The sequence below is a fragment of the Achromobacter sp. 77 genome (assembly GCF_020541125.1).
In the GTDB taxonomy this organism is placed as follows: Bacteria; Pseudomonadota; Gammaproteobacteria; order Burkholderiales; family Burkholderiaceae_B; genus Achromobacter; species Achromobacter mucicolens.
In genome coordinates this window covers 1,183,918-1,206,836 of sequence record NZ_CP059848.1, presented here as the reverse complement: position 1 = coordinate 1,206,836, position 22,919 = coordinate 1,183,918, and the positions used below count along the sequence as shown (strand labels likewise).

At 66.8% G+C, this 22,919-nt stretch carries 21 protein-coding genes; 13 read left to right on the top strand and 8 right to left on the bottom strand.

The genetic code is table 11. The features are described 5' to 3' along the window. Positions 1-19: 19 nt before the first annotated feature. A complete protein-coding gene (locus tag H4P35_RS05465; protein WP_226848374.1) occupies positions 20-619 on the top strand; it encodes a LysE family translocator in 600 nt (199 codons plus the stop codon). Positions 620-695: 76 nt separating this feature from the next. On the opposite strand, the gene H4P35_RS05460 is transcribed toward H4P35_RS05465, so the two are convergent. Both H4P35_RS05460 and H4P35_RS05455 read right to left on the bottom strand, forming a co-directional pair. Continuing rightward, positions 696-1,049 carry a hypothetical protein gene (locus H4P35_RS05460; protein WP_226848373.1) on the bottom strand — a complete coding sequence of 118 codons (354 nt, stop codon included), beginning with the start codon at positions 1,047-1,049 and terminating at the stop codon, positions 696-698. Between the two features lie 77 nt (positions 1,050-1,126). Next, positions 1,127-2,029, bottom strand: a complete 903-nt coding sequence (locus H4P35_RS05455; protein ID WP_226848372.1) for a LysR family transcriptional regulator — start codon at positions 2,027-2,029, stop codon at positions 1,127-1,129. Positions 2,030-2,130: 101 nt separating this feature from the next. Here H4P35_RS05455 and H4P35_RS05450 point away from each other — a divergent pair, with 101 nt between their 5' ends. After that, a complete protein-coding gene (locus H4P35_RS05450) occupies positions 2,131-3,462 on the top strand; it encodes an arylsulfatase (RefSeq protein ID WP_226848371.1) in 1,332 nt (443 codons plus the stop codon). Positions 3,463-3,503: 41 nt separating this feature from the next. Continuing rightward, positions 3,504-4,472, top strand: coding sequence for a tripartite tricarboxylate transporter substrate binding protein (locus H4P35_RS05445; protein WP_226848370.1), 969 nt, complete (start codon positions 3,504-3,506; stop codon positions 4,470-4,472). Between the two features lie 27 nt (positions 4,473-4,499). On the opposite strand, the gene H4P35_RS05440 is transcribed toward H4P35_RS05445, so the two are convergent. Together H4P35_RS05440 and H4P35_RS05435 are read right to left on the bottom strand one after the other, a co-directional pair. Continuing rightward, positions 4,500-5,240 carry an SDR family oxidoreductase gene (locus H4P35_RS05440; RefSeq protein ID WP_226848369.1) on the bottom strand — a complete coding sequence of 247 codons (741 nt, stop codon included), beginning with the start codon at positions 5,238-5,240 and terminating at the stop codon, positions 4,500-4,502. 40 nt (positions 5,241-5,280) lie between these two features. Beyond that, the gene (locus H4P35_RS05435) at positions 5,281-6,621 is read right to left on the bottom strand and encodes a CitMHS family transporter (protein WP_108005373.1); all 1,341 of its coding nucleotides are present in this window, start codon (positions 6,619-6,621) and stop codon (positions 5,281-5,283) included. 119 nt (positions 6,622-6,740) lie between these two features. On the opposite strand from H4P35_RS05435, the gene H4P35_RS05430 reads away from it, so the two are divergent. The 3 genes from H4P35_RS05430 to H4P35_RS05420 are packed head-to-tail and all read left to right on the top strand — an operon-like array spanning position 6,741 to position 9,945. Then, complete coding sequence (locus H4P35_RS05430; RefSeq protein WP_056321624.1) at positions 6,741-7,445, top strand: response regulator transcription factor; 705 nt, start codon at positions 6,741-6,743, stop codon at positions 7,443-7,445. A 15-nt stretch (positions 7,446-7,460) separates the two neighbouring features. Beyond that, on the top strand, positions 7,461-8,882 hold the full coding sequence (locus H4P35_RS05425) for a sensor histidine kinase (protein ID WP_226848368.1): 1,422 nt from the start codon (positions 7,461-7,463) through the stop codon (positions 8,880-8,882). Next, positions 8,875-9,945 (top strand): ABC transporter substrate-binding protein, encoded by a 1,071-nt coding sequence (locus tag H4P35_RS05420; protein WP_226848367.1) that lies wholly within the window; start codon positions 8,875-8,877, stop codon positions 9,943-9,945. The genes H4P35_RS05425 and H4P35_RS05420 overlap by 8 nt, the downstream gene beginning before the upstream one ends. Before the next feature lie 33 nt (positions 9,946-9,978). Here the strand turns inward: H4P35_RS05420 and H4P35_RS05415 are convergent, their stop codons facing one another. After that, the gene (locus H4P35_RS05415; RefSeq protein ID WP_056322721.1) at positions 9,979-10,713 is read right to left on the bottom strand and encodes an SDR family oxidoreductase; all 735 of its coding nucleotides are present in this window, start codon (positions 10,711-10,713) and stop codon (positions 9,979-9,981) included. A gap of 179 nt (positions 10,714-10,892) precedes the next feature. Between H4P35_RS05415 and H4P35_RS05410 the strand changes: the two genes are divergently transcribed. From H4P35_RS05410 to H4P35_RS05385, 6 genes are all read left to right on the top strand, one after another. Next, the gene (locus H4P35_RS05410) at positions 10,893-11,852 is read left to right on the top strand and encodes an AraC family transcriptional regulator (protein ID WP_226848366.1); all 960 of its coding nucleotides are present in this window, start codon (positions 10,893-10,895) and stop codon (positions 11,850-11,852) included. 62 nt (positions 11,853-11,914) lie between these two features. Continuing rightward, positions 11,915-13,603 (top strand): DUF6138 family protein, encoded by a 1,689-nt coding sequence (locus tag H4P35_RS05405; protein ID WP_226848365.1) that lies wholly within the window; start codon positions 11,915-11,917, stop codon positions 13,601-13,603. 285 nt (positions 13,604-13,888) lie between these two features. Continuing rightward, positions 13,889-14,974, top strand: a complete 1,086-nt coding sequence (locus H4P35_RS05400; RefSeq protein ID WP_180098989.1) for a LuxR C-terminal-related transcriptional regulator — start codon at positions 13,889-13,891, stop codon at positions 14,972-14,974. Between the two features lie 204 nt (positions 14,975-15,178). After that, positions 15,179-15,508, top strand: coding sequence for a DUF4148 domain-containing protein (locus tag H4P35_RS05395; protein WP_175156774.1), 330 nt, complete (start codon positions 15,179-15,181; stop codon positions 15,506-15,508). 287 nt (positions 15,509-15,795) lie between these two features. Continuing rightward, entirely contained in the window at positions 15,796-18,258 is a 2,463-nt protein-coding gene (locus H4P35_RS05390; RefSeq protein ID WP_226848364.1) for a penicillin acylase family protein, read from the top strand. 113 nt (positions 18,259-18,371) lie between these two features. Beyond that, complete coding sequence (locus tag H4P35_RS05385) at positions 18,372-18,815, top strand: CopD family copper resistance protein (protein ID WP_226848363.1); 444 nt, start codon at positions 18,372-18,374, stop codon at positions 18,813-18,815. 14 nt (positions 18,816-18,829) lie between these two features. On the opposite strand, the gene H4P35_RS05380 is transcribed toward H4P35_RS05385, so the two are convergent. Continuing rightward, positions 18,830-19,564, bottom strand: a complete 735-nt coding sequence (locus tag H4P35_RS05380) for an META and DUF4377 domain-containing protein (protein ID WP_062840471.1) — start codon at positions 19,562-19,564, stop codon at positions 18,830-18,832. On the opposite strand from H4P35_RS05380, the gene H4P35_RS05375 reads away from it, so the two are divergent. Continuing rightward, on the top strand, positions 19,563-19,784 hold the full coding sequence (locus H4P35_RS05375; protein ID WP_175156759.1) for a hypothetical protein: 222 nt from the start codon (positions 19,563-19,565) through the stop codon (positions 19,782-19,784). The two genes, H4P35_RS05380 and H4P35_RS05375, sit on opposite strands and share 2 nt — an antisense overlap. 43 nt (positions 19,785-19,827) lie before the next feature. Here H4P35_RS05375 and H4P35_RS05370 read toward each other — a convergent pair whose 3' ends face one another. Further along, positions 19,828-20,655, bottom strand: a complete 828-nt coding sequence (locus H4P35_RS05370) for a lysozyme inhibitor LprI family protein (protein WP_226848362.1) — start codon at positions 20,653-20,655, stop codon at positions 19,828-19,830. A gap of 128 nt (positions 20,656-20,783) precedes the next feature. After that, entirely contained in the window at positions 20,784-22,865 is a 2,082-nt protein-coding gene (locus H4P35_RS05365) for a DUF4387 family protein (protein WP_226848361.1), read from the bottom strand. Positions 22,866-22,919: the final 54 nt, after the last annotated feature.

Below are 22,919 nucleotides of genomic sequence, written 5' to 3'. Positions count from 1 at the left end.
GTCATCCCTCGCCCGAATCATGTTCACAGCCTCGACCGCCAGCCTGTTTATCGCCGGCGTCGCAGTCATTCTCGCCATGCCGGGCCCGACCAATACGCTGCTTGCCGCCGCCGGCCTGCGCCAGGGCTTTCGCCAGTCCGCGCCGCTGACGCTGGCCGAGCTTGCGGGCTATCTGATTTCAATCACGGTGTGGGGCCGCTTTCTCGGTGAAGCGGCGCAGGTGCTGCCCTGGTTGCCGGGCGTGGTCCGGGCCACCAGCAGCCTGTACATCGCCTGGCTCGCGTGGCGCATGTGGCGCGCGGCCAGCGCCGTGCCTTGCGCGGCCCAGCAAGTGATCGGCATGCGCACGCTGTTCGTTGCCACGTTGCTCAACCCGAAGGGCATTCTGTTCGCCAGCGCGATCTTTCCCGCACTGGCTTTCCAGAACTTGCCCGCGTATCTGACGGCGATGGGCGTCTTTGCGCTGTTGCTGGTGCCCATCGGCCTGGCCTGGGTGCTGTTTGGCGCGACGCTGGGCGGCGAACGGATGAAGTGGATCGATCCGGCAAAAATGCAGCGCGGCGCCTCGATCGTGCTGGGCGTGTTTTCCGCGACACTGGCCTGGTCGGTGTTTCGCTGAGCGCATGCCGCACCGGGCTGAAAGCCCATAGGATCCATCAGTCGCGGTGGATCGAGCCCGCCCGCCGCCGCGGCCATCAGCCCTTGGGCATCTCGCGCTTCAAGCAGGCATTGACCACCTCGGTCACGCTCTTGCTCAGCCTTTCGCTGTCCGGCGTGGCGCTTTTGGTCGCCAGCAGCTGGTCCAGCTGCTTGAATTCTTCGTACGGCACGGATTTCTGCAAACCGTCGACCATGCAATTGCAATAACTGGCGGCCTTCGCGTCCACTTCCGGCGAGGCCTGGACCCGGGACTTGAAGCCCGCGACGCACGAACTATAGGTTTCGCGCTGGACCTCGGGCGGATAGGCCTCTTTCTTGCCGCACGCGGCAAGCGCCGCCAACGACATCAGCCCCACGCCCGCCGCGACCCGCAATGACGTTCCAGCCATGAGCCCCGCTCCTGATGAATTGAAAGCGGACCATTGTGGCATAGCCGAAACCCGCCATTGCGCCCCAGCCGCCGTGCTCAGCCCATGCCCGCTGCGCAATCCAGGATGGCGCGCCGGAATTCATGCATCAACGGCGACCAGGCGGTCCCCTGCCGCGAAATCAGCGCAATGGCGCGCGGCAGCGGCCGACCCAGCGTCACCGGCAGCGCGACGACCTCCGCCTCAGCCTCCAGCGCGCTTTGCGGCAGCAGCGCCAGCAGGTCCGTCTGCGCCAGCAACGCCAGCGTGCCCTTGGAAAAGTGCTCGACTTCCAGCGCCGCGGCGGGCAATGGCAAGTTGCTTTCCGCGTACCGCGAATCCAGGGCCTTGCGTGCAATCGAGGAAGGCTTGGGAAGAATCCACCGCAGGTCCGCCAGATCGCGCAACGCCAGCTTGCGGCGCGCGGCCAGCGGATGGTGGCGGCTGGCCGCCACGCACAGCCGGTCTTCCATGATCGGTTCATGGTGCAGGGTCGAAGGCACGTCCGCATAGATGGGCGTCACGGCCAGGTCCAGCTTGCCGCTGGCGACCTGCTCGTTCAGGTCATCGGATAACCCCTGCGTCAATTGCACCCGCAACGCCGGTCGGCGCGGCAGCAGGTGCCGCATCGCGGGCATCGCCACGCTGTCGATGGTGGCGCCCGTCACCCCGACGCGCAGCAATCCCGCCTGCCCCACGCGCAATTCCGCCGCGTGACGCATGGCGTCCAGGTATTCGGCCCAGAGCCGCTTGGCATGTTCCAGAAACACCAGTCCGGCCGACGTCAGGCGCAGCCCACGGCCACTGCGGTCCAGCAACGCAAGACCCGTATCGGCTTCCAGCCGCTGCAGCGACTTCGACAGCGCCGGCTGGCTGACGCCAAACGACGCCGCGGCGCGTTCCAGGTTGCCGTACTCGACGGCGGCCAGGAAGTACTCGATATCCCGCAGCGACAGATTCATAACCAAAGTTCATTCATTTACGTACTTTCGGGAATATAACGGCCACCCTGCCCTCCTAGAATCCTGGGATCAACCCGAGCATTCACCGAGGCGAGAGCACAATGGAACACAAGCCGAACATCGTCTTGATCGTGGCCGACAACCTGGGATGGGGCGAACTTGGCTGCTACGGCGGCGGCGCCCTGCGCGGCGCACCCACCCCGAACATCGACCGCCTGGCCGCCGAGGGCCTGCTGCTGCAGAACTTCAACGTGGAAAGCGACTGCGTGCCCACGCGCTCGGCGCTGATGAGCGGCCGTCACCCCATCCGCACGGGCTGCCTGCAATCCGTGCCGCCCGGCCTGCCGCAAGGGCTTACGCGCGACGAGATCACGCTGGCGCAACAACTGTCGGGCCAGGGCTACGCCACCGCGCATTTCGGCAAATGGCATCTGGGCGACATCCCCGGCCGCTATCCCAGCGACCGCGGCTTTGACGAGTGGTACGGCATCCCTCGCACCACCGACGAAAGCCAGTTCACGTCGTCGATCGGCTTCGATCCCTCGGTGGCGGACATTCCGCACATCATGCAAGGCGAAGCCGGCGGGCCGTCGGAGGACGTCAAGGTCTACGATCTGGATACGCGGCGCGGCATCGACGCCGAACTCGTGGACCGGTCCATCGGTTTCATGCGCAAGCACGCCGAGGCGGCGCGCCCGTTCTTCCTGTATCTGCCGCTGGTGCATCTGCACTTTCCTACCTTGCCACACCCCGACTTTGCCGGGCGCACGGGCGCGGGCGACTTTGCGGACTCGATGGTCGAAATGGACCACCGCGTCGGCCAGATCGTGCAGGCCGTGGACGCGCTGAACCTGCGCGAGGACACCGTGTTCATCTTCTGCAGCGACAACGGCCCTGAATACCGCAAGCCTTATCGCGGCACCGCAGGGCCCTGGAGCGGCACCTACCATACCGCCATGGAAGGCAGCCTGCGCGTGCCCTTCATCATCCGCTGGCCCGGCCGCGTGCAGCCGGGCCAGGTGTCCAACGAGATGGTCCACGTGACCGATCTGTACACCACGCTGTCCCGCATCGGCGGCGCCGGCATTCCGCAGGACCGGCCCATCGACGGCATCGACCAGACCGACTTCTTTACCGGCGCCAGCCCGAAATCGCTGCGCGAGGGATTCCTGTTCTACATCAAGGGCGACCTGCGCGCCGTGAAATGGCGCGACTGGAAGCTGCACTTCTACTGGGAGCCCGAGGTCAATGAGGGCAAGGGAAAGCTGGAATCCCCGTATCTATTCAATCTGATTCAGGACCCGAAGGAGGAAAGCGACATTCTCATCTTCAATACGTGGGTGCTCGGCCCCATCCTGAAAATGGTGCAGGCGTTCAACCAGTCGTGCGCTGAACATCCGAACACGCCGCCCGGCAAGCGGGATCCCGGCTGAGCGCAAGACGAATCACCGATAGCAGAAATCAAGGGGAAAACATGAAATTCGCTATCCAATGCTGCGCGATGCTCCTGAGCATCGCCCTGCCCGCCGCGGCCGCCACGGCGGCCGACAGCAATTCTCAATGGCCTGCCAAACAGATCACGTGGGTGGTGGGCTTCGTGCCCGGCGGCACGGCGGACGTGCTGACCCGGATCGCGGCGCAGGAACTGGCGCGCCAGACCGGCCTGAATGTCATCGTGGAAAACCGTCCCGGCGCCTCGGGGGCGATCGCGCTTCAGCTGGTTGCGCGCAGCAAGGCCGCCGACGGCTATCTGATCACCGTGCCGGGCCCGCTCATCTACCCGACGCCACAACCCGACATCGGCCACGAGCTGGCCCCCGTGATGCTGATGGCGCAAGGCCCCATGGTCATCGTCGGCCCCGCCCGCAACGCCAAGAACAGCCTGCAGGACGTGCTGGCCGACGCCCGCCGTCAGCCCGATGCCTGGAGCTATGGAAGCTCGGGCAACGGCACCTCGCAGAATCTGGCGGGCGAATTGCTGAACCAATACGCCGGCACCCGCATCGTGCATGTGCCATACAAGGGCGGCGGTCAGGCGGTGGCGGACGTTGCCGGTGGACAGATCCCGCTGGCCATCCTGGGATCCGCGCCGGTCATGCCGCAGATCAAGTCCGGCGCACTGAAGGCTTACGCCGTGACGACGCCCTACCGCCTGGACAGCCTGCCCGACGTGCCCACGGTGGAGGAATCGGGCTTCAAGGGCTACGCCGCGACGCAATGGTTTTCAGTGGCGGCCAGCAATGCCATCACGAGCGAACAGCTTGAACCCATCAACGCCGCGCTGCGCGCCGCGGTCGCCACGCCCACGTTCAAGGCGGCGGTCGACAACGCCGGCATGCTGGCCGGCGGCGGCTCGCGGGAAGACCTGCTGAAGTTCATCCAGGCGGACAACGCCAAGTGGAAGGACCTGATCGACAGCGGCGCGGTGAAACTGGCGAACTGAGGGGCTGGTGAACTGCGGGGCTGTGCATCAGCTCATGTACACGCCGCCATTGATGGCGTAGTTGGCGCCGGTGACGAACGCCGCCTCGTCCGAGGCCAGCCACGCGCACAGCCCGGCCAGATCCTGCGCGGTGCCCAGCCTGCCGACCGGCACGCTTTCGACGATGCGGTCCAGCAGCGCGGGCGGGAAGGCGCGGACGGTGTCGTCGGCGATGAAACCCGGCGACACCAGGTTCACCGTCACGCCGCGCGCCGCGACTTCCTGCGCGAGCGAACGGGTGAAGCCGATGACGGCGCCCTTGGCGGTCGCGTAGTTGATCTGGCCGATCTGGCCTTTTTCGGCCGCCACCGATCCGATGTTGATGATCCGCCCCCAGCCTCGGTCCGCCATGCTGTCGACGACCTGCTTGGTGCTGTTAAAGAGCGTGTCCAGATTGCTGCGCAGGACGGCCGACCAGTCGGCGTGGCCCATCTGCCGAAAGCGCATGTCCAGCATGGACCCGGCGTTGTTGACCAGCACATCGATCTCGCCGGCCTCGCGGCGGACCTTGGCGAACGCGGCCTCGGTCGAGGCCCAGTCGGTGGCGTCGCCTTCCGAGGCGATGAAGTCGTAACCCAGCGACTTCTGTTCCTTCAGCCAGTGGTCCTTGCGGGATGAGCGCGGACCGCAGCCGGCCACCACGCGATGGCCGGCGCGGTGCAGCGCCTGGCAGATCGCGGTGCCGGTATGGCCCATGCCGCTGGTGACGTACGCAATGCGCAAAGCCATGGTGCTTCCTTTGAATGTCGTGCGGCAGGCGCCGCGGGAATCAGGCGGCGGCGCCGACCAGCGGAAACAGGCCGAACGCCAGCGCGGCCGCCAGCATCACCAGGCAGACCATCGTGGCCCACTTCAGCGAATAGCGCTGGTGATCGCCGAATTCCACCCCGGCCAGGCCGACGAGCAGGTAGGTCGACGGCACGAGCGGGCTGAGCAGATGGACGGGCTGGCCGATCAGGGAGGCGCGCGCCATTTCCACGGGCGAGATGCCGTAGCCCTGCGCCGCTTCGCTCAGGATGGGCAGCACGCCGAAGTAGAAGGCGTCGTTGGACATGAAGAACGTGAACGGCAGGCTGACCAGCGCGGTGATGCCCGCCAGGTACGGTCCCAGCGCGTCGGGAATCACGGCGAGCAGGCTGCGCGACATGGCTTCGACCATGCCGGTGCCCGACAGAATGCCGGTGAAGATGCCCGCCGCGAAGATCAGCGACACCACCGACAGCACATTGCCGGCATGCTGCGCCACGCGGCGGCGCTGCTCGGCCAGGTTCGGGTAGTTGATGATGAGCGCAACCGCGAACGCAATCATGAACAGCACGGGCAGCGGCAGCACGCCCAGCACCAGGCTCACCATCAGCGCCAGCGTCAGGCCCGCGTTCACCCACAGCAGCTTCGGACGGCGCAGGTCGTGATCCACTTCGATCTCGGGCAGGTTCTTGGGGCCGTCCTCGTCGTACCCGGCATGCAGGGACGCGCCAGCGGGCAGCGACAGCACGCCAAGGCGGCGGCGCTCGCGCAGGCCCAGGAAGAACGCCAGGATCAGGATCGCCACGATCGCCACGCCCATCACCGGCACCAGCGGCACGAAGATGTCGCCCGCGTCCACATGCAGGGCGCTGGCCGCCCGCGCCGTCGGGCCGCCCCACGGCGTCAGGTTCATGACGCCGCTGGCCAGCATCGCCAGGCAGGTCATGGACAGCGCGTTCATCTTCAGGCGCCGGTACAGCGGCAGCATCGACGCCACCACGATCATGTAGGTGGTCGACCCGTCCCCGTCCAGAGAGATCACCAGCGCCAGCACGGTCGTGCCCACCACGATCTTGAGCGGATCGCCCTTCACCGCGCGCAGGATGCGGCCGACGATGGGGTCGAACAGGCCCGCGTCGATCATCACGCCGAAGTACAGGATGGCGAACATCAGCATCACGCCGGTGGGCGCGATCTTGCGGATGCCGTCCAGCATCATCTTGTCGATGCCGCCGCCAAAGCCGCCCAGCAGCGCAAAGATAATGGGGACAAGGATGAGGGCGACCAGCGGCGAAAGGCGCTTGGTCATGATCAGCGTCATGAACGTGATCACCATGCCGAAGCCAAGCAGGGTCAGAAGCATGAGGGTTATCTCCAGCTAGTCGTTGTTATGTGCTGCCTCCGGCTGGGGAAGCAGGATCGCAAGACTAGGAAGAAAAGCTGTCTGGAACCTGTCGTTTTTTGCTATGCGACAATCGCGCCATGCGCATTCTGGTAATCGAAGACGACGAGGATCTTTCCGACGCACTCGTGCGCCGGCTGCGCCGTCTTGGCCACGCGGTCGACAGCCAGAATGACGGCCTGAGCGCCGATGGCGTGCTGCAGTACGAGACCTTCGATCTGGTCATCCTGGACATCGGCCTGCCTCGCATGTCGGGCTTTGACATCCTGCACCGGCTGCGCGACCGCGGCAGCAAGACGCCCGTGCTTGCGCTGACCGCGCGCATCGACATCGAGGACCGCGTTCATGCGCTGGATACCGGCGCGGACGATTACCTTGCCAAGCCTTTCGATTTCCGCGAACTGGAAGCGCGCTGCCGCGCGCTGCTGCGCCGTCCCAGTCCGCAGGCCACGGGCGTCCTGCGATTCGGCGACCTGGTCATCGACAGCGCCGCGCGGCAGGTGACGCTGGCGGGCCGGCGCATCGAGCTGCCCAAGCGCGAATTCAGCCTGCTGGAAATCCTGCTGGCCGGCATGAACCGCGCCGTCAGCAAATCGGAAATCGCGAACAAGCTGTTCGCCTTCGATGACGACGCCGCGCCCAACGCCATCGAGGTCTACATCGCGCGGCTGCGGCGCAAGCTGGAAGGCTCGCCATTGCGCATCGAAACGCAGCGCGGCACCGGCTACCTGCTGACGGCCGCCGGCGGCGCGCAGGACGAGCCCCCTACCCCGCCGTCACCGTAGCGGTCCCGCGCCACCATGATCCGGCCGCGCCCCGAGCAGCCTCGCCGCATTTCCGTCCGCCGCCGGCTGCTGACCGTGCTGGGGATGCTGTTCGCGGCCGGGCTGGGTGCGATCTACCTGCTGCTGCGCGGCTACGCGCACCAGACCGCCGACACCACCTACGATCAATTGCTGCGCGCGTCCGTGCTGTCCATGTCCGACAGCCTGCAGCTCGTGCAGGGCGAGTGGCAGATGGACATGCCCTACGCGGCGCTTGCCCTACTGGAGCAGGCGCCGCGCGATCGCGTGTTCTACCGGGTGGCCTCGGCGCGCGGCGCGCTGATTTCCGGTTACGGCGACCTGCCCGCGCCGCCCGCGCGCGGCAACGCCGACGCCAGCACGCCGCAGCTTTACGCGGCCGAATACCAAGGCGAACCGGTGCGCGTCGCGTGGATGGAACGCAAGGTGGCGGGCCCGCAAGAGACCGAAACCGCGATCATCCAGGTCGCCCAGACACGCGAGGCGCGCAACGCGCTGGCCGAACGCATCCTGTGGCAAGGCACGCTGGCGCTGATCGGCTTTACCGCGGCCGCGCTGGCGCTGGCCTATTGGGGATTGCAGCGGTCGCTCTCGCCCATCCAGCGGGTCGAACGCGAACTGGCCGGCCGCACCGCGTCGGATCTGCATCCCATCGCCGCGCCGGTGCCCGAAGAGCTGGACATGCTGGTCCAGTCGCTGGACGGCTTCATGGCGCGGCTGTCGGAAAACCTGGACACGCTGCGCCTGTTCATTGCCGAGGCCGCGCACCAGCTGCGCACGCCACTGGCCGCGCTGCATGCGCAGATGGAAGTCGCGCTGGACGAGGACGACCCGATGGAGCAGCGGCGCAGCCTCGCGGCCGTGCTGCGCAACGCCGAAAAACTGTCGCGGCTGGTCAACCAGCTGCTCAGCGACGCCAGCGTCATCCATCGCAGCAACGTCAGGCAGTTCCAGCCGGTCGACGTGGCCGAGCTGCTGAGCCAGGCCGTCTACGACACGGTTCCGCAGGCCGATCCCCAGCCCGACGTCCGGCTGCACCTGCCGTCCCCTGGCGACGAAACGCCCCGCGTGCAGGGCGACAGCCTGATGCTGCGCGAAGCGTTCAAGAATCTGATCGACAACGCCTTGCGCCACGGCGCCAACGAGGACGGCTACATCGACGTTCGCCTGGAACGGCATGACGGCGGCTGGCGCATCACGGTGTCCGATCAGGGGCCGGGAATCCCGCCGGCGCTGGCCAACACCGCCTTCGAACGCTTTGCGCGCGGTCCCAATCCGCGCGCGCCCGGCGCGGGCCTGGGCCTGTCGATCATCAAGCGCGTCGTCGACATCCACGGCGGCACGCTCAGCCTGAGCAACCGCGTGGGCGGCGGGCTGGACGCCGTCATCACATTGCCTGGAGGCCCCGGCCATGCGTGACGCCCTGACCTTCCTGCGCGGCCTGGCCGCAAGCGCCGCGCTGACGCTGGCCGCGATCGGCCACGCCGCCGAAGTCAGCAGCATCGGCCTGACCCTGGGCCCCGCAGACAGCAGCAACGTGCTGGTCGTGCATGCGTCCAACAGCGTGCAGGTGTTTCGCGGCGTGCTGGAAGACTTCAGCCGGCTCAACCCCTCCGTGCGGCTGGAGTACACCGAGCTGTCCACGCAGGAACTCTACCGCGAGACCGTGGACCGCGCGGCGAGGTCGCCCGACGTTCCGTCCGGGCCCGACATCGTCATCAGCAGCGCCATGGACCTGCAGACCAAGCTGGTCAACGACGGCTACGCGCGCGTGCACCTATCGCCGCAGACGCGCGCCCTGCCCGGCTGGGCCAACTGGCGCGACGAGGTCTTCAGCATCGGCACCGACCCCATCGTCATGGTCTACAACACGCAAAAGCTTGACGCCGCACGCGTGCCGCACACCCGCCGCGAACTGCTGTCGCTGCTGCAGGCGCCCGACCAGCCGCTGGCCGGCCGCATCTCCACCTACGACGTGCAGGGCAGCGGCATCGGCTATCTGGCGGCCACGCAGGACACGCGGCTCGACAGCATGGCCGGCGCCCTGCTTGCCGCCTTTGGCCGCAATGGCGTGTCCATCCACGAGTCCACCGAACATGCGCTGGACAAGCTGGAAAGCGGCGAGGTCACGCTGGCCTACAACCTGCTGGAATCCTATACGCGGCACCGCATCGACAACGGCGCGCCGCTTGCGATCATCTACCCGCAGGACTACACGCTGATGCTGTCGCGCTCGGCCATCATTCCGCGGCAGGCGCCGCGCGCAGACCTGGGCGCGCTGTTCCTGGACTACCTGCTGTCTGCGCGCGGCCAGGACGCGCTGGCCAGGGAATCCGGCATGCGCCCGGTCAGCGCCTCGGTCGTGCCCGCGGCCGGCGTCCGGCCGGTGGCGTTGGGCGTCGGCCTGCTGGTGTACCTGGACCCGCTCAAGAAACGCCACTTCCTTGACCTGTGGCGCGCGGCGATCTTCCCGCCGCGCTGATGCCGGGCTCGATGGGGTGCGGCGGCCGCAGGTTCAATGCGGGCTGGCCGTCGGGCGCACCACCACTTCGCTGACGTCCACGTCATCCGGTTGTTCGATGGCGTAGGCAATGGCGCGGGCGATGGCGTCCGGATGCAGCGCGACGCGGCGGAACGACTGCATCGCCACGCGCGCGGTGTCGTCGGTGATGGTGTCGGCCAGTTCGGATTCGACGACGCCGGGGCAGACCACCGTCACGCGGATCTTGCTGGTCTCCTGGCGCAGGCCGTCCGAAATCGCGCGCACCGCGAATTTGGTCGCGCAGTACACAGCCGCCGTCGGCGACACGCTCAGGCCGCCGATGGAAGACACGTTGATCACCTGGCCGTGCCCCTGGCGTTCCATGCCCGGCAGCACCGCGGCGATGCCGTGCAGCACGCCGCGGATGTTCACGTCGATCATGCGGTCCCACTCGTCCACTTTCAACGAGGACAAGGGCGATAGCGGCATGACCCCCGCGTTGTTGACGATCACGTCCACTGGCCCGAAAGCTGCCTCTGCACCGCGTACGAAGGCCTGCATGTCTTCGGCGGATGTGACGTCCAGCGCGCGAAACGCCGCCGTGCCGCCCTTTGCCCGAATCTCTTGCACCAGCGTTTCCAGCCGGTCCGTGCGCCGCGCGCCCACATATACGCGGTGGCCTTGGGCGGCCAGCAACCGCGCTGCCGCCTCGCCGATCCCGCTGCTGGCGCCGGTGATCAGCACTACTTTGGATTGCCGTTCTTGCATCGAAGTCATGGTCGTTCTCCAGGTTGTTTTCCGTGACTGAAATGCTACGGACCGGGCTGCCGCGCGCGAATACCCGCGTCTATCGCACCTTTGCCTATTTCTATCGCCCGCCATGTTCCCGCCGGGAAGACGCCGGTAGAATGTGCCGCACCGGAACCGAAACACGGGATGCCCCCCCCATGACGCTGCCGTCCAGTCCGCAGTGGCGCGAAATGATTGCCCTCATCGAACGCCTGGCGCCCAACGAGGGCTACAGCCTGTCCGCGCTGGACGGGGTGCGCTTCATGCGATCGGACCGTCCGCTCGGCCGCACGCCGGTCCTGTACGAGCCCGGCATCGTCATCGTCTGCCAGGGCCGCAAGCTCGGCTTCCTGGGCGATGAGGTCTACGTGTACGACGCGCAGCACTATCTGGTGCTGTCCGTTCCGCTGCCCTTTTCCACCGAAACGCAAGCCAGCCGCGAAGAACCCTTGCTGGCCGTGTCCATCCGGATGGACCTGACCACCGTGGCGGACCTGGCGGTGGCGATCGACGCGCTTGCCGGCGCGCGCTCGGGCGATGCCCTGTCCGGCGACGCGCCGCTAGGCATTGCTTCCACCCCGTTGTCGATGGAACTGGCGGACGCCACCGTGCGCCTGCTGCGTGCGCTGTGCAACCCGCTCGATGCCGAGATCCTGGGCCCGGCCCTCGTGCGCGAGATCTGCTTTCGCGTCCTCACCGGCGAACAAGGCGGCGCCTTGCGCGCCGCGCTGGCGCACCCGGGCCGCTTCGGCCGCGTCGCCCGGGCGCTGCGGCGCATTCATACGGACTTTTCCCAGCCGCTGGACGTGACGCACCTGGCGCAGGAAGCCGGCATGAGCGTGCCGGCCTTTCACGTCAATTTCAAGGCGGTCACGCAGACCTCGCCGATCCAATACATCAAGTCTACGCGCCTGCATCACGCACGACTCATGATGATTCGCGACGGGCTGACGGCGGCGTCCGCTTCGGCGCGCGTGGGTTATGAGAGCGCCTCGCAGTTCAGCCGCGAATTCAAGCGCTTTTTCGGCCGCACGCCCATCGAGGAAGTGCGCGACATGAAGGCCTCGTTCGCGCTGTCGCCCGCGGCCGCCATCGGAGATTTCGCGTCCCGGCATTGAGACGGGCGCGGCGCCGCATCGTGTAGCATTCGGCGCAATCGCCGCAATCTTCACGCCTCAGGATGTCCGACGTATCCCGCCCCATTGGCCTGCATCACAAGACCGCCCAAGCGATCCAGGACGAAACGCTGGCCGCCATCCACCGCTGGTTCGACACGCTGCAAGCGCGCGACGACATCGATGCCATCGTGGCCCGCACGCCGCTGCAGGTCGGCATCCACAGCGAGATCCTGCTGGAATACGAGCCCTCGCGCATCGTGTTCGACGTCATGCCCAGTTGGGAGCCCGACGACCAGGACGGCCTGCATGCCGAAGGGCGCAACGGGCCGCTCAGCCCCGACGCAGTGCACACGTCGCTGGCGCCCGTGCTGCGCGAGGCGATGCGCGAACGCATCGCCCGGCTGGCCGGCACGCCCCATCTTGACCACCACTTCCGTTTTCGCGCGCAGTTCCCGACCACCGAGGGCCGGCTGCGCCTGACGCTGGTGGATCACACCGACGCGGTCAAGCAACAGACGCTGCGCGATCGCGCGACGCAATACGTGGACCAGGCGGTGCTGAACGGCAGCCATCCCACCGACCGCCTGCACATCAGCCTGCTGTGCCGCCACCTGCTGGATGAGCGCCTTTTCCCGCACCCGGACCATTCCTGGCTGATCGCCGTCTTCACGCGCGTGCTGGCGCTGAACGCAGGCCAGGAATCGCTGGCAGAACAACGCGGCTCGATCATTCACGCGCTGCGCGGCTGGGCCGAGGCGCAGTATCTGCCGCGCTACTTCGACGTTTCGCAAGACGTCTTCCGCCAGAACACCTACTCGCCCAAACCCGGCGCCGCGCTGGATCCCGGCGACCGCGGCATCGACCTGCTGCTCTACGCCGCCACGCTGATCCTGCGTCACGAGCCGGGCTATGCGCGTCCCACGGGCCTGACGTTTCTGGAACTTGCCCGCGGCCTGGGCAGCGCGCGCGCCGGCGCGATGCTGGCCAGCGGCAGCGGCGCATTGGCGCCCGAGCTCACGCGCCTGTCGACCGACCTGGCGGACGGCGCCGCCAACGACGTGCTGGCCACGGTGACCATCACCATCCGGCAGGAATCGCCGGCCGCCTATGTGCAGGCGCTGGACTTCCTGGCGGCCCTGCTGCGCGCGGGTTTCCCGGCCGGCTACCGTGTCGCGTTAAAGAGTCAAGCGCGTCACTATCTGCCCGTCAAGGGGCTGGCCAAGTCAGATACGCATCGCTTCTTTGCCAACGCCGCGCAGCACCCCGCGGCGCACGACGCGTTGGCGGCCTATGCGCACGCCGCCATCCAACCCTACGAGTGGTACGCCGACGCGGAGGCCGAAAAGGCGTGTCTGTCCGGCACGTATGCGGCGTTTGCCCTGGGCCTGGCTGGCCACCGCCATTTTGCGCTGCTGCGTCACTACATGGACCTGGTGGATGACGAGCACCAGTCCGTGCAGGACCGCTACACCACCGTGTTTCTCGAGCAGCATGGCCTGACGCCGGACACCCTGGCCACCGCCATCGCCTGCCTGCGCGTCTGCACCGATGCCTTCAAGTTGCCCGCGAAATTTGCGCTGGAAGACGCGGCGACGCTGGACCAGCTGGCCGCTGCGCTTGCCGGGCTGCCCGAGCACGACAGGGCCCCGGTGCGCGAGCGGCTCTTCGGGTCGGACAAGAAACTTGCCGCGTTGGCGCGCAAGGCCGACGGCCCGCACAAGGCGCGGCTGATGCGGCTGCTGGAATGCTAGACGGCACGGCATGGGCGCGTTTGCGCAAGACGGTTGAATTAGCCCGGTATCGCCGCATCAACGCGGCATTTGCCGCGTGAAAATGCGCGGCAAAATGCGCCTTGCGCGCAAGTTTGCGACGATAATCGGCGCTGGGCCCACCGCCGTTGCCAACCTGAAATGCGCGGCGCGCCCGCCGCTTTGATCCGCAGCAGCGGTGCGCCGCCCACTTGCCAGCCGGCGCCACCTACAACCATCTGTGACACGTAGCAGCGTTTACGTCTGAACCAGAGTTGGAGGCACGCCATGCCCGATCATCGAATCGCCTTGCGCCGCGCCGTCGAGGCCGTGGACCATCTGACCGATCCCGAGCCGCCGTGGCGCGACATCCTGGGCACGGCCCGCGATCTGGTCGGGGCCGACAGCGGAACGCTCATCGTGTTCGACGCCAGGAACAAGCTGTTGACGCTGTCCGCCATCGGTTTCTCCGACGCGTGCGCGTCGGACTACCAAGCGCATTTCTACAGCTGCGACATCCTTGAGCAGGACGGGCGCCATGCCCCGGCCGGCACGTGGCTGGACACCGCGCGGATGTACGACGCCGCCCAGTTGCACCGCACCGAGTTCTACGCGGACTTCATGGTCCGGCATCGCATGGCGCAACTGCTGTCGCTCATCATCGAATCGAACACCGTCCTGCACGCGGCGATCGGCTTTCAGCGTTCGTCCGTGGATGCAAAGGCCGGCGACCGGCTGCAATCCGGAGACTTTGGCCGGTACTTTCGCGTGCTGCGTCATCAGCTGTCGCAGCGCGAGCGCAATCGCGCCATCGGCTGGAAATCGCTGGAAAGCGCATTTTCAGAAGTCCACGAAGCGGTGCTGCTCATCAGCGTGGATTGCATCGTCGATAAGCTGTCGCCGTTGGCGGTGGGATTTCTGGACGACGTCAATGGCTGGACCCTGCATGGCCGCAGGCTGCGCCACGCCGACGCCAAGGTGCAGCGGCTGTTCGACGCGCACTGCGCGGCGGTGGCGCGCGACGGCCAGATGCGGTCGATGGCCACCGCGTCGGGGTGGGGGGAACTCTTCTGGGTCGATATCAGCGCGGCGCCGCCTGCGCTCAGCCTCATCGGCGGCCGGATGCTGCTGATGCGCATGCGCAAGAAGAGCGCCTTTGCAATGCCGGACGTCACCAAGCTGCAATCGGTGTTCTCCATCACGCATGCCGAGGCCGCGGTACTGGCGGGATTGGCGGCAGGCCATAGCGTCGAGGAGGTTGCCACCCTGCGTCATGCCTCCGTCCTGACAGTGCGCAAACAGGTGGCGTCGCTGCTGACCAAGATGGAATGCAGCCGGCAATCGGAACTGGTCCGTCTGGCCTCGCTGCTGTAGCGCAAGGACGACGCGGCGTACTCAATCTTGAGTATGTGGTCTGCACCCATGCGGTCCTACGATGAGCACGAAGGCATGAGCACCGGGCGGCCACGTGTCCGCCGGATGCCTTCCCCCGGCCTGCGCCGGCCTCATCCAAAAGCCTTTGCGCGAGAGAGCCCGAGCCGCGGTCCGGCGCCCCTGTTCGTCACCAGGAGTTCCCACATGAAGCCCCTACTTCCCTTACGCGCCCTCGTTCCGGCCGCGCTGGCGGCTTTTGCCCTGCTGTCCGGCCCTGCCGGTGCGCAACCTGCGGCCTCCGCCCCCGCCACGGCCGCGCCGCCGTCCAACTACACCCCTACCCGCGCTGAGGTCGAACGCGATCTGGCGGCGTGGAAGGAGTCAGGCGTCGAAGCCCAATGGGCCGGCGAAGAAACCCCCAACATCAACAGCCCGACCTATATCACCGACTACCAGAAATACGTCAGCTCGGTGCGCGGCGGCGACATGGCCCAACCGCCCGCCAGCCAGACGGGTTCGCAGCGACGGTGGTGATTGCCGCGGCGCGTGGCCCGACTCTGCGGGTTGGGCCACCCCCGATGTCGTGACGAAAAATGTCATCACATCGCGCACGTCCAGGCCGGGCGGCCGGCCGGCAGCGCGTCCCCGGCGAACGGCTTGCACCAAGGCGTTACAAGTCCTGCCAGAATTAATCAAATAAAACACTTCTCCCCGCGCTTCTGCTTTAGTTCTAGCCGTTGCATGGTGTTGCGTTTGGCGCGGCTGCCTGCGTCGTGCGTACCGCCGGCATAGAAAAGATCAATAACCCGGAGGAGAAGTCTATGCGTACGTTCAAGCGCAGGGCCGCCGCATTGCTGGCAAGCGGCCTGATCGCAGTGCTGGCGGGCTGCGCCTCGCCAGGCGGCAAGAAGGAAACGATCGCCATGGCGGGGCTGTCGCAGCCCGTGGAAATCGTCAGGGACAAGCACGGCGTGTCCCACATCTACGCCAAGAATCAGGCCGACCTGTTCTTTGCCCAGGGCTTTTCCGCGGCGCGCGACCGCCTCTGGCAGCTGGACCTGTGGCGCCGCCAGGGCGAAGGCAAGATGGCCGAACAGTTCGGCCCGCGCTTCATCGAGCAGGACCGCGCGGCGCGGCTTTTCCGCTACCGGGGCGACATGCAGGCGGAATTCACCAGCTACCACCCCGACGGCCAGGCCATCCTCACGGCGTTCGCCAATGGCATCAACGCCTACGTGAACTGGGTCAAGGCCAATCCCGACCAGATGCCGCCGGAGTTCAAGCTGACCGGCACCGAGCCCGGCTACTGGAGCCCGGAGACTTCGCTGATCCGCATCTACGGGCTGACGCGCAACGTCAGCGAGGAAGTGCGGATGTCCGAGCAGATCGCCGCACTGGGGCTGAATGCCGTGCAGGGGCTGACCACCTTCGAGCCGCCCCTGGCGTTGCAGGTGCCCGCCGGTCTGGACGTGCGCCAGATCAACAAGTCCGTGCTCGCCACCTACCGGCTGGCGCGCGACGGTCAGAAGTTCGAGGCGGGCGACTTCCCGCGCAGCCCGCTCGCCGCCGACGAACGGGCCAAGCTGGCCAGCGCCTTGTCCGAGGGCCGGCTTGCCTCGCTGGATCCGGCCTTCGACCCGCTGGCGCCGCGCTATGAAAGCAACAACTGGACGCTGAGCGGCGAGCGCACCGCGACCGGCAAGCCCATTCTGGCGGGCGACCCGCACCGGTCCATCACCATGCCGTCGCTGCGCTACATGGTTCACCTGAATGCCCCGGGCTGGAACGTGATCGGCGCGGGCGAACCGGCGTTGCCCGGCGTCTCGATGGGACACAACGACCGCATCGCGTTCGGCCTGACCATCTTCGCCTTCGGCGACGAGGAAGACCTCTACGTCTACGACACCAACCCCGCCAACCCCAGCGAATACCGCTACCAGGGCGGCTGGGAAAAGATGCGCCAGATCGACGAGACCATTTCCGTGCGCGGCGCCTCGCCTGCAACACGCAGCCTGAAATTCACGCGCCACGGGCCGGTCATTCATGAAGACCCGGTGCGGCGCAAGGCCTACGCCCTGCGCGCCGCCTATCTGGAATTTCCGGGGACGGCGGCCTACCTGGCCAGCCTTCGCCTGAACCAGGCGCAGAACTGGAACGAGTTCGTGGCGGGCATGGAAAAGCACTACACGCCCAGCGAAAACATGGTGTACGCCGACGTGGACGGCAACATCGGCTGGTTTGGCGGCAGCATCGCGCCGATCCGTCCGCGCAATGACTGGTCCGGCATGCTGCCCGTGCCCGGCAACGGCGACTTCGAATGGCGGGGCGTGCTGCCCGGCAGTTCCCTGCCGCGCGTCTTCAATCCGCCCGAAGGCTATGTCGCCACGGCCAATGAGTACAACCTGCCCGCCAACTACCCGTACAAGGACATGTCGGCGCGCACGTGGGCCGAACCCTTCCGCGTGCAGCGCATCCGCGAAGTGGTGGCCGACGGCCGGGGCCTGACCGTGCAGCAATCCCAGGACTTGCAGTTCGACAACCTGTCGATCCCGGCCCGCACGCTGGGCGGTTACGCCAAGTCGTTGAACTCGGCGGACCCGAACGTCGGCGCGGCGCTGAGCCTCTTGAAGGACTGGGATTACCGCATGGAGACCGACTCCCGGGCGGCGACCGTGTACGCGTTCTGGCTGCCCGAAGTCGTCAAGCGCGTGACCGACCTGTACGTACCGGCTAACGGACGCGCGGCGTTCGGCGACCTTTCCACCCGCCGGACACTGGAAAAGCTGGCCACGCCCGACACCGCTTTCGGCCCCCGGCCTGAACAGGGCCGCGACGCCCTGCTGTTGCAGGCGCTGGCCGACGGCCTGACGAAGCTCACCGCCAAGATGGGGCCGGATTCGACACAGTGGCAGTGGGGCAAGCTGCACCACATCCAGTTCGATCACAGCCTGGCCAGCCTTCTGCCGCCCGACACGGCCAAGGCTTGGGCCACGCCGCGCTATCCGGTGGGCGGCGACAACGACACCGTGCACCGCGCGACGTTCCGCAAGAGCGACTTCCGCCAGACCAGCGGCGCATCGTACCGCCAGGTGATCGACGTGGCCGACTGGGACAACTCGCGCGTGCAGAACGTGCCGGGCCAATCGGCGGATCCGCGCAGCCCGCACTACCAGGATCTGCTCAAGGGCTGGGCGACGGGCGAGTATTTCCCCATGGCGTTCAGCCGCGCCAAGGTGGACAGCCAGCGCTCGGATACGTTGACGCTGCAGCCTGCGGGCAAGTGAGCTGACATCCCGGCTTTTTGATCGGGCTGCTTGCTGGGTACGGTGTCAGACGGGGCCCCGCCCCCTTGATGTATGTCATTTCCCGCCGCCATCCGGCGGCGGAGAATACCGCCATGACCCTCTATCCCGTGCTGCTCATCCTGCACCTGCTTGCCGCCTTCCTGTTCGTCGGCACCGTCGCTTTCGAGGTGCTGTTCCTGGAACCGGTGCACCGGCGCCTGCCGCCGGACGTGCGCAAGGCGCTGGGCAGCCAGCTTGGGCCCCGGGTGCGTGCGGTGGTGCCCTGGTCGGTGCTGGTGCTGTACCTGGCGGGATTGGGGCTGGCTTGGCAGCATCGCGGCGCGCTTGCCGCGCCGCTGGCCTCATCGTTCGGGCTGCTGCTGACAGTGAAGATCCTGCTGGCCGTCAGCGTGCTGGTTCACGTCGTGACGGCGTTGGTACTGGCACGCCGGCGCAAGCTCACCGGCCCGCTGCAAAGCCGGCTGCACACCAGCGTGTTCTTGCACATGGTCGCCATCGTCGTGCTGGCCAAGGCGATGTTCTACATCACCTGGTGACCCGGCGCTGGCAGCTATCGCTTCGCTGCCTTGCCCGACGCATCCTGCTCGACCACCATGTCCAGCACATAGACCTTGGACGGCGCATCGGCGGGCGGATTCTTCCAGTCGTAGCGCTTGACGCGCAGCACGGTGCGCACGCCATCCTGGTGCTCGAATCCCTCGATCGACTGATACAGCGGCTGCCATTTGTCCGGCGCGGGCAAGGCGATGCCCGCCTCGTTGAATTTACGCTCGCGCACCATCAGGCACTGGTAGTGCGGAATCATCGGATGGCTGCACTCGGCACGCTTGGCCGCCACTTCCAGGAACATGATCTGGCCCGTGCTGCCGTACAGGGTTTCGGGCGTCGGTTCGCCGATGAACGTCAGGACGCTGCCGTCCTGCGCGGCCAGTTCCAACGCGGGCTCGGCCTTGTCGCCCGACAGCGTCACGCGCAATTGCCCTTTGAGGCGCTGGGCGATTTCCGCATCGAGCTGCATCAGGCTCTGCTCGCACGCCTTCATCGTCGAGGCCAGGTTCGCGATGGTCAGCACGCCATTCTTGTACGTGTACCCGCCGAACTGCGCGTTGCAGCCGCCGCGGACATTGACGCCGTCGTCCTTGAAGGTCAGCCGCACCTGATGTTCGACCCCCTTTTGCAGCGCGGCGATGGCCTTGCCCGCGGGGTCGGTGGCGGCGGTCAGGCGCCAGTGGTAGGCGGTGAGGCCGGCTTGGGTGGCGGCTGACGTGGCGGCGGAATCAGGCATGGCGGACGATCCTTCACGGGGAGAGGTCGCGGGCGCGCAGGCAGACAGCAGCGCGGCGCAAACGGATGCAAGAAGGAGGGTTTTTTTCATGATTGGTTCCTGTCAGCCGCTGGCCGGAAAGAAAAGCGGCATTCTACGTCCGTGGTGTGGACGAAATGGCCAGCGCGCCGGCCATACCGTTTCCAAATCTTGCGAGCGCGGCGCGCGAATTACAGTCTGACACTTTCATCGCCCGTCCGCGCCACCACGGACGTCTGCCCGCACTACTGTCCGTCGGGATAGGACGGACTCGCCAGGCAGGCCTGCGCCCATTCGTAGTCGTCGGTATCGAAGATCTCGCCGTCGATCTTCGGCAGCGGCTTGTCGGCATACGCGAAATCCGGCTTTGCCGGCGACCGGTTCCAATGGGTCTTGCCATTGCCGTCGCTGCACGCCTCGTCGGCGCTGCTGAACGAGCACGACGCGATGACCTTGGGCTTGCCGTTCTCCACGTCGGCCACGTAGCGCTTCGTGTAGACGCCGCCGGACGCCCAGTACTCGTCGATCGTGCAGACGCGGTCCTTGTTCTGGTAATGGCGGGTGGCAAAGCAGGTGTAGTTGTTGTAGTCGGGCGGCAGCACGTCGCACGACGACGCGAAGCCGGCAAACGGGCCGCCGGTGAACTGCGCCCGGAACTTGCGCTGTTCCAGCGCCCGCGCGATCAGGGCCGGGGTGTCGGACCCCTTGGCCTTTTCCTTGAGCTGGGCGCTACGCGCAAGAATCAGGCTGCGCGCCGCCTGTGCGGGGGTCTTGCCGTCGGGCAGCAGGTCGGGCGACTCGATCAATCTTTCCAGTGCGTTGTCGCGCGCCGCCAGCCAACGCTTCTGGCCCTCGACCAGCATCGTGCGGATCTCGGCATCGGGCGCGGATTTCAACAGTGCGCTGTAGCTGCGGTTCAATTCCGCGTCGGCGGATACCGCGCCGCGGTCGGCGCAGATCAGCTTCTCGACGCCGGTGGCGGCCTTCTTGCAATCGATGGCCAGCGCAGGCGCGGACAACGCGAACAAGCCAGCCAGGGACAGCAACCGTAGTGCGGGAATTCCAGGTCTCATCGGATTCTTCTCGGGTTCGATGGCGGTTGAACAGCGTGCCATTCTGGCATGAAACCGGGGACGCCTTGAAAACGGCAAACCCGCCGTCCGCCCTGGTCTTGGGCGAGCGGCGGGCCGGGCGATGCGCGCTACAACGCCGAGGCCATCGCCAGGCGCTCTGCGTAGTGCGGTATCGACAGGCGCTCGATGACGGCCTGCTGCTGCGCGCCAAACACGTCGCGCTCGTCGGGCGAGGCCGAAATGTTCGGGCGGTCGATCGTCAGCTTGATGGCATTGCAACTGTCCACGAAGAACGTGCCCACCACGCGCTCGGGCGCCACGCCCAGCACACGCGCCACGTTGGCCGCGCAGAACACGTTCGAGCGCAGCGCGGCCTCGTAGTCGGCGGCGGAATTGAACACGATGTCGAACGTCAGCCGGTTGATGCCGGCGTCCTTGCTGCGCACCACCACGGCCATGTCCAGCAGCGGCTGTTCGCGCTGCGGCGTTCCTGCAGGCGGCACGTCGGCGATCAGGGACAGCGTGCGATCGTCCAGGTTGCCCTCGTAGCCCGTGATGCCGATGTCCGCATACCGCGGCCGTTCGGATCCGCTTTCCGTCCACGCCGCGCCGTTGACGTGGAAGTACGTGATCGGGAACAGGCGGTTCTTGATGATGTCCTCGTTCTGCAATAGGTGATAGAGCGTCCATTCGTACGCGTCGCCCGCGTCCATGTTCAGGCGCGAGCCGTCACGGGCGGGGGCCAGCGACAACAGGCGTTTCAGGACGGCCTGATGCCGCTCGGCAAGCTGCGCGGGATCGCGGTCAATGGTGCGAACCAGCGCCACCGGCCGGCTGGCGTCGGCTTCATGGATCTTCCACGTTGCGGCGCGCAATGCGTCCGGAAACTCCGCCTGCACCAGCTTGAGCACGGCGTCCTTGATCATCGGGTAGTTGGCCTGGAACACCGGATCGCGCGTGCCGCTGGGAACCACCGCGCCATACTGCCCGTCCTCGCGCTGAAAGCTCACCAGGTTGGGCGACAGCGGATAGGCGATGTTGCCCGCGGTGGCCTTGCGGCCGGCATAACCGTAGTGGATCAGGTAGTGGGTCAGCAGGCTGGCCAGCGTTTCGGCCGCCTGCGGCGTGGCTGCGCAGGTTTCCACGATCAGGCCCAGCTCCGCTTCGCCCTCGCGCAGCGGCACGGTCTGCACCCCGTTGCGGCCGTAGACCAGCACGTCGGCGGGCACGCGCGGCAGATCCGCGGGATCCAGGTGGACCAGCGACACCTTGCGCTTGCCCAGCCGCCGCGCGCCTTCCAGCTTGATGCTCCACGGCCAGGGTTTGCCTGCCCGCACGAACTGGCTGTTGCGGATGCCGGCGGTGCGCGCATCGCGCGCGAAGAATTCGGTGTGCTCCATCGCCAGGATCCCCTCGGGATAGAACTGGAGCTGGGGATGGCTTTCCTCGTAGAGCGAATGCGCGGCAATCGAATACGGCGTGCAGCGCCGTCCCGGATCCGGCGCCACGAAAAGCGCTGTGCCGTCGTCGTAGATTTCCGCGACCAGGCAATCCGACGGCGAGCCCGGGTCGCAGGCCAGCGCGCCGCATTCCAGCACGTGGCCGACGTGATAGGCCAGCCCCGGGTCGATGCCGCGGCGGATCATGTCGGACGCGAACAGCGCAATGTCGCACGACCGGCCGACCAGCACATACTTCGCGCCGCTGTCCAATGCCGTGATGAGGGGATGCACGCCCATCTGTCCCACGATGGTGCTCTCTTCCAGCGCCGCGGCGTCCAGCTCGGGGCCCGCGCCCGTGGGCCGCAACGCGCCCGCCCGGAATTCCCGGATCACGCTGGCCGGGTCCAGCTCGGACCGGATGACGGCCACGGTGCGGTCCTTCACGCCCAGCTCGTCAAAGACTTCCTTGGCGACGTCGATCATCCAATCCAGGTTGCGGTTGCCGCCGGCCATGCCGCAGCTGCCCAGGATGACCGGTCCGTCGATGCGTTCGCCCGCCTCGACCATGTGGCGAAAGTCCGCCTTCACGGCCTCGCGTTCGAAGTATTCGGTGCCCGTGCCCAGGTAATACGGGCCGGCGTCCATCGACCCCGCATCCGAGATCACGGCGTCGATACGCCCTTCCAGCGCCTTTTGCAGCGATTCACGGGGAAATCCATATCCCAGCGCGCCGCACGCGGACACGACGCGATAAACCAGCTTTGCCATCGTCACTCTCCTGTTTGCAGGCCGCGGACATTGCGGTTGCTGCCTGGGAGTGCA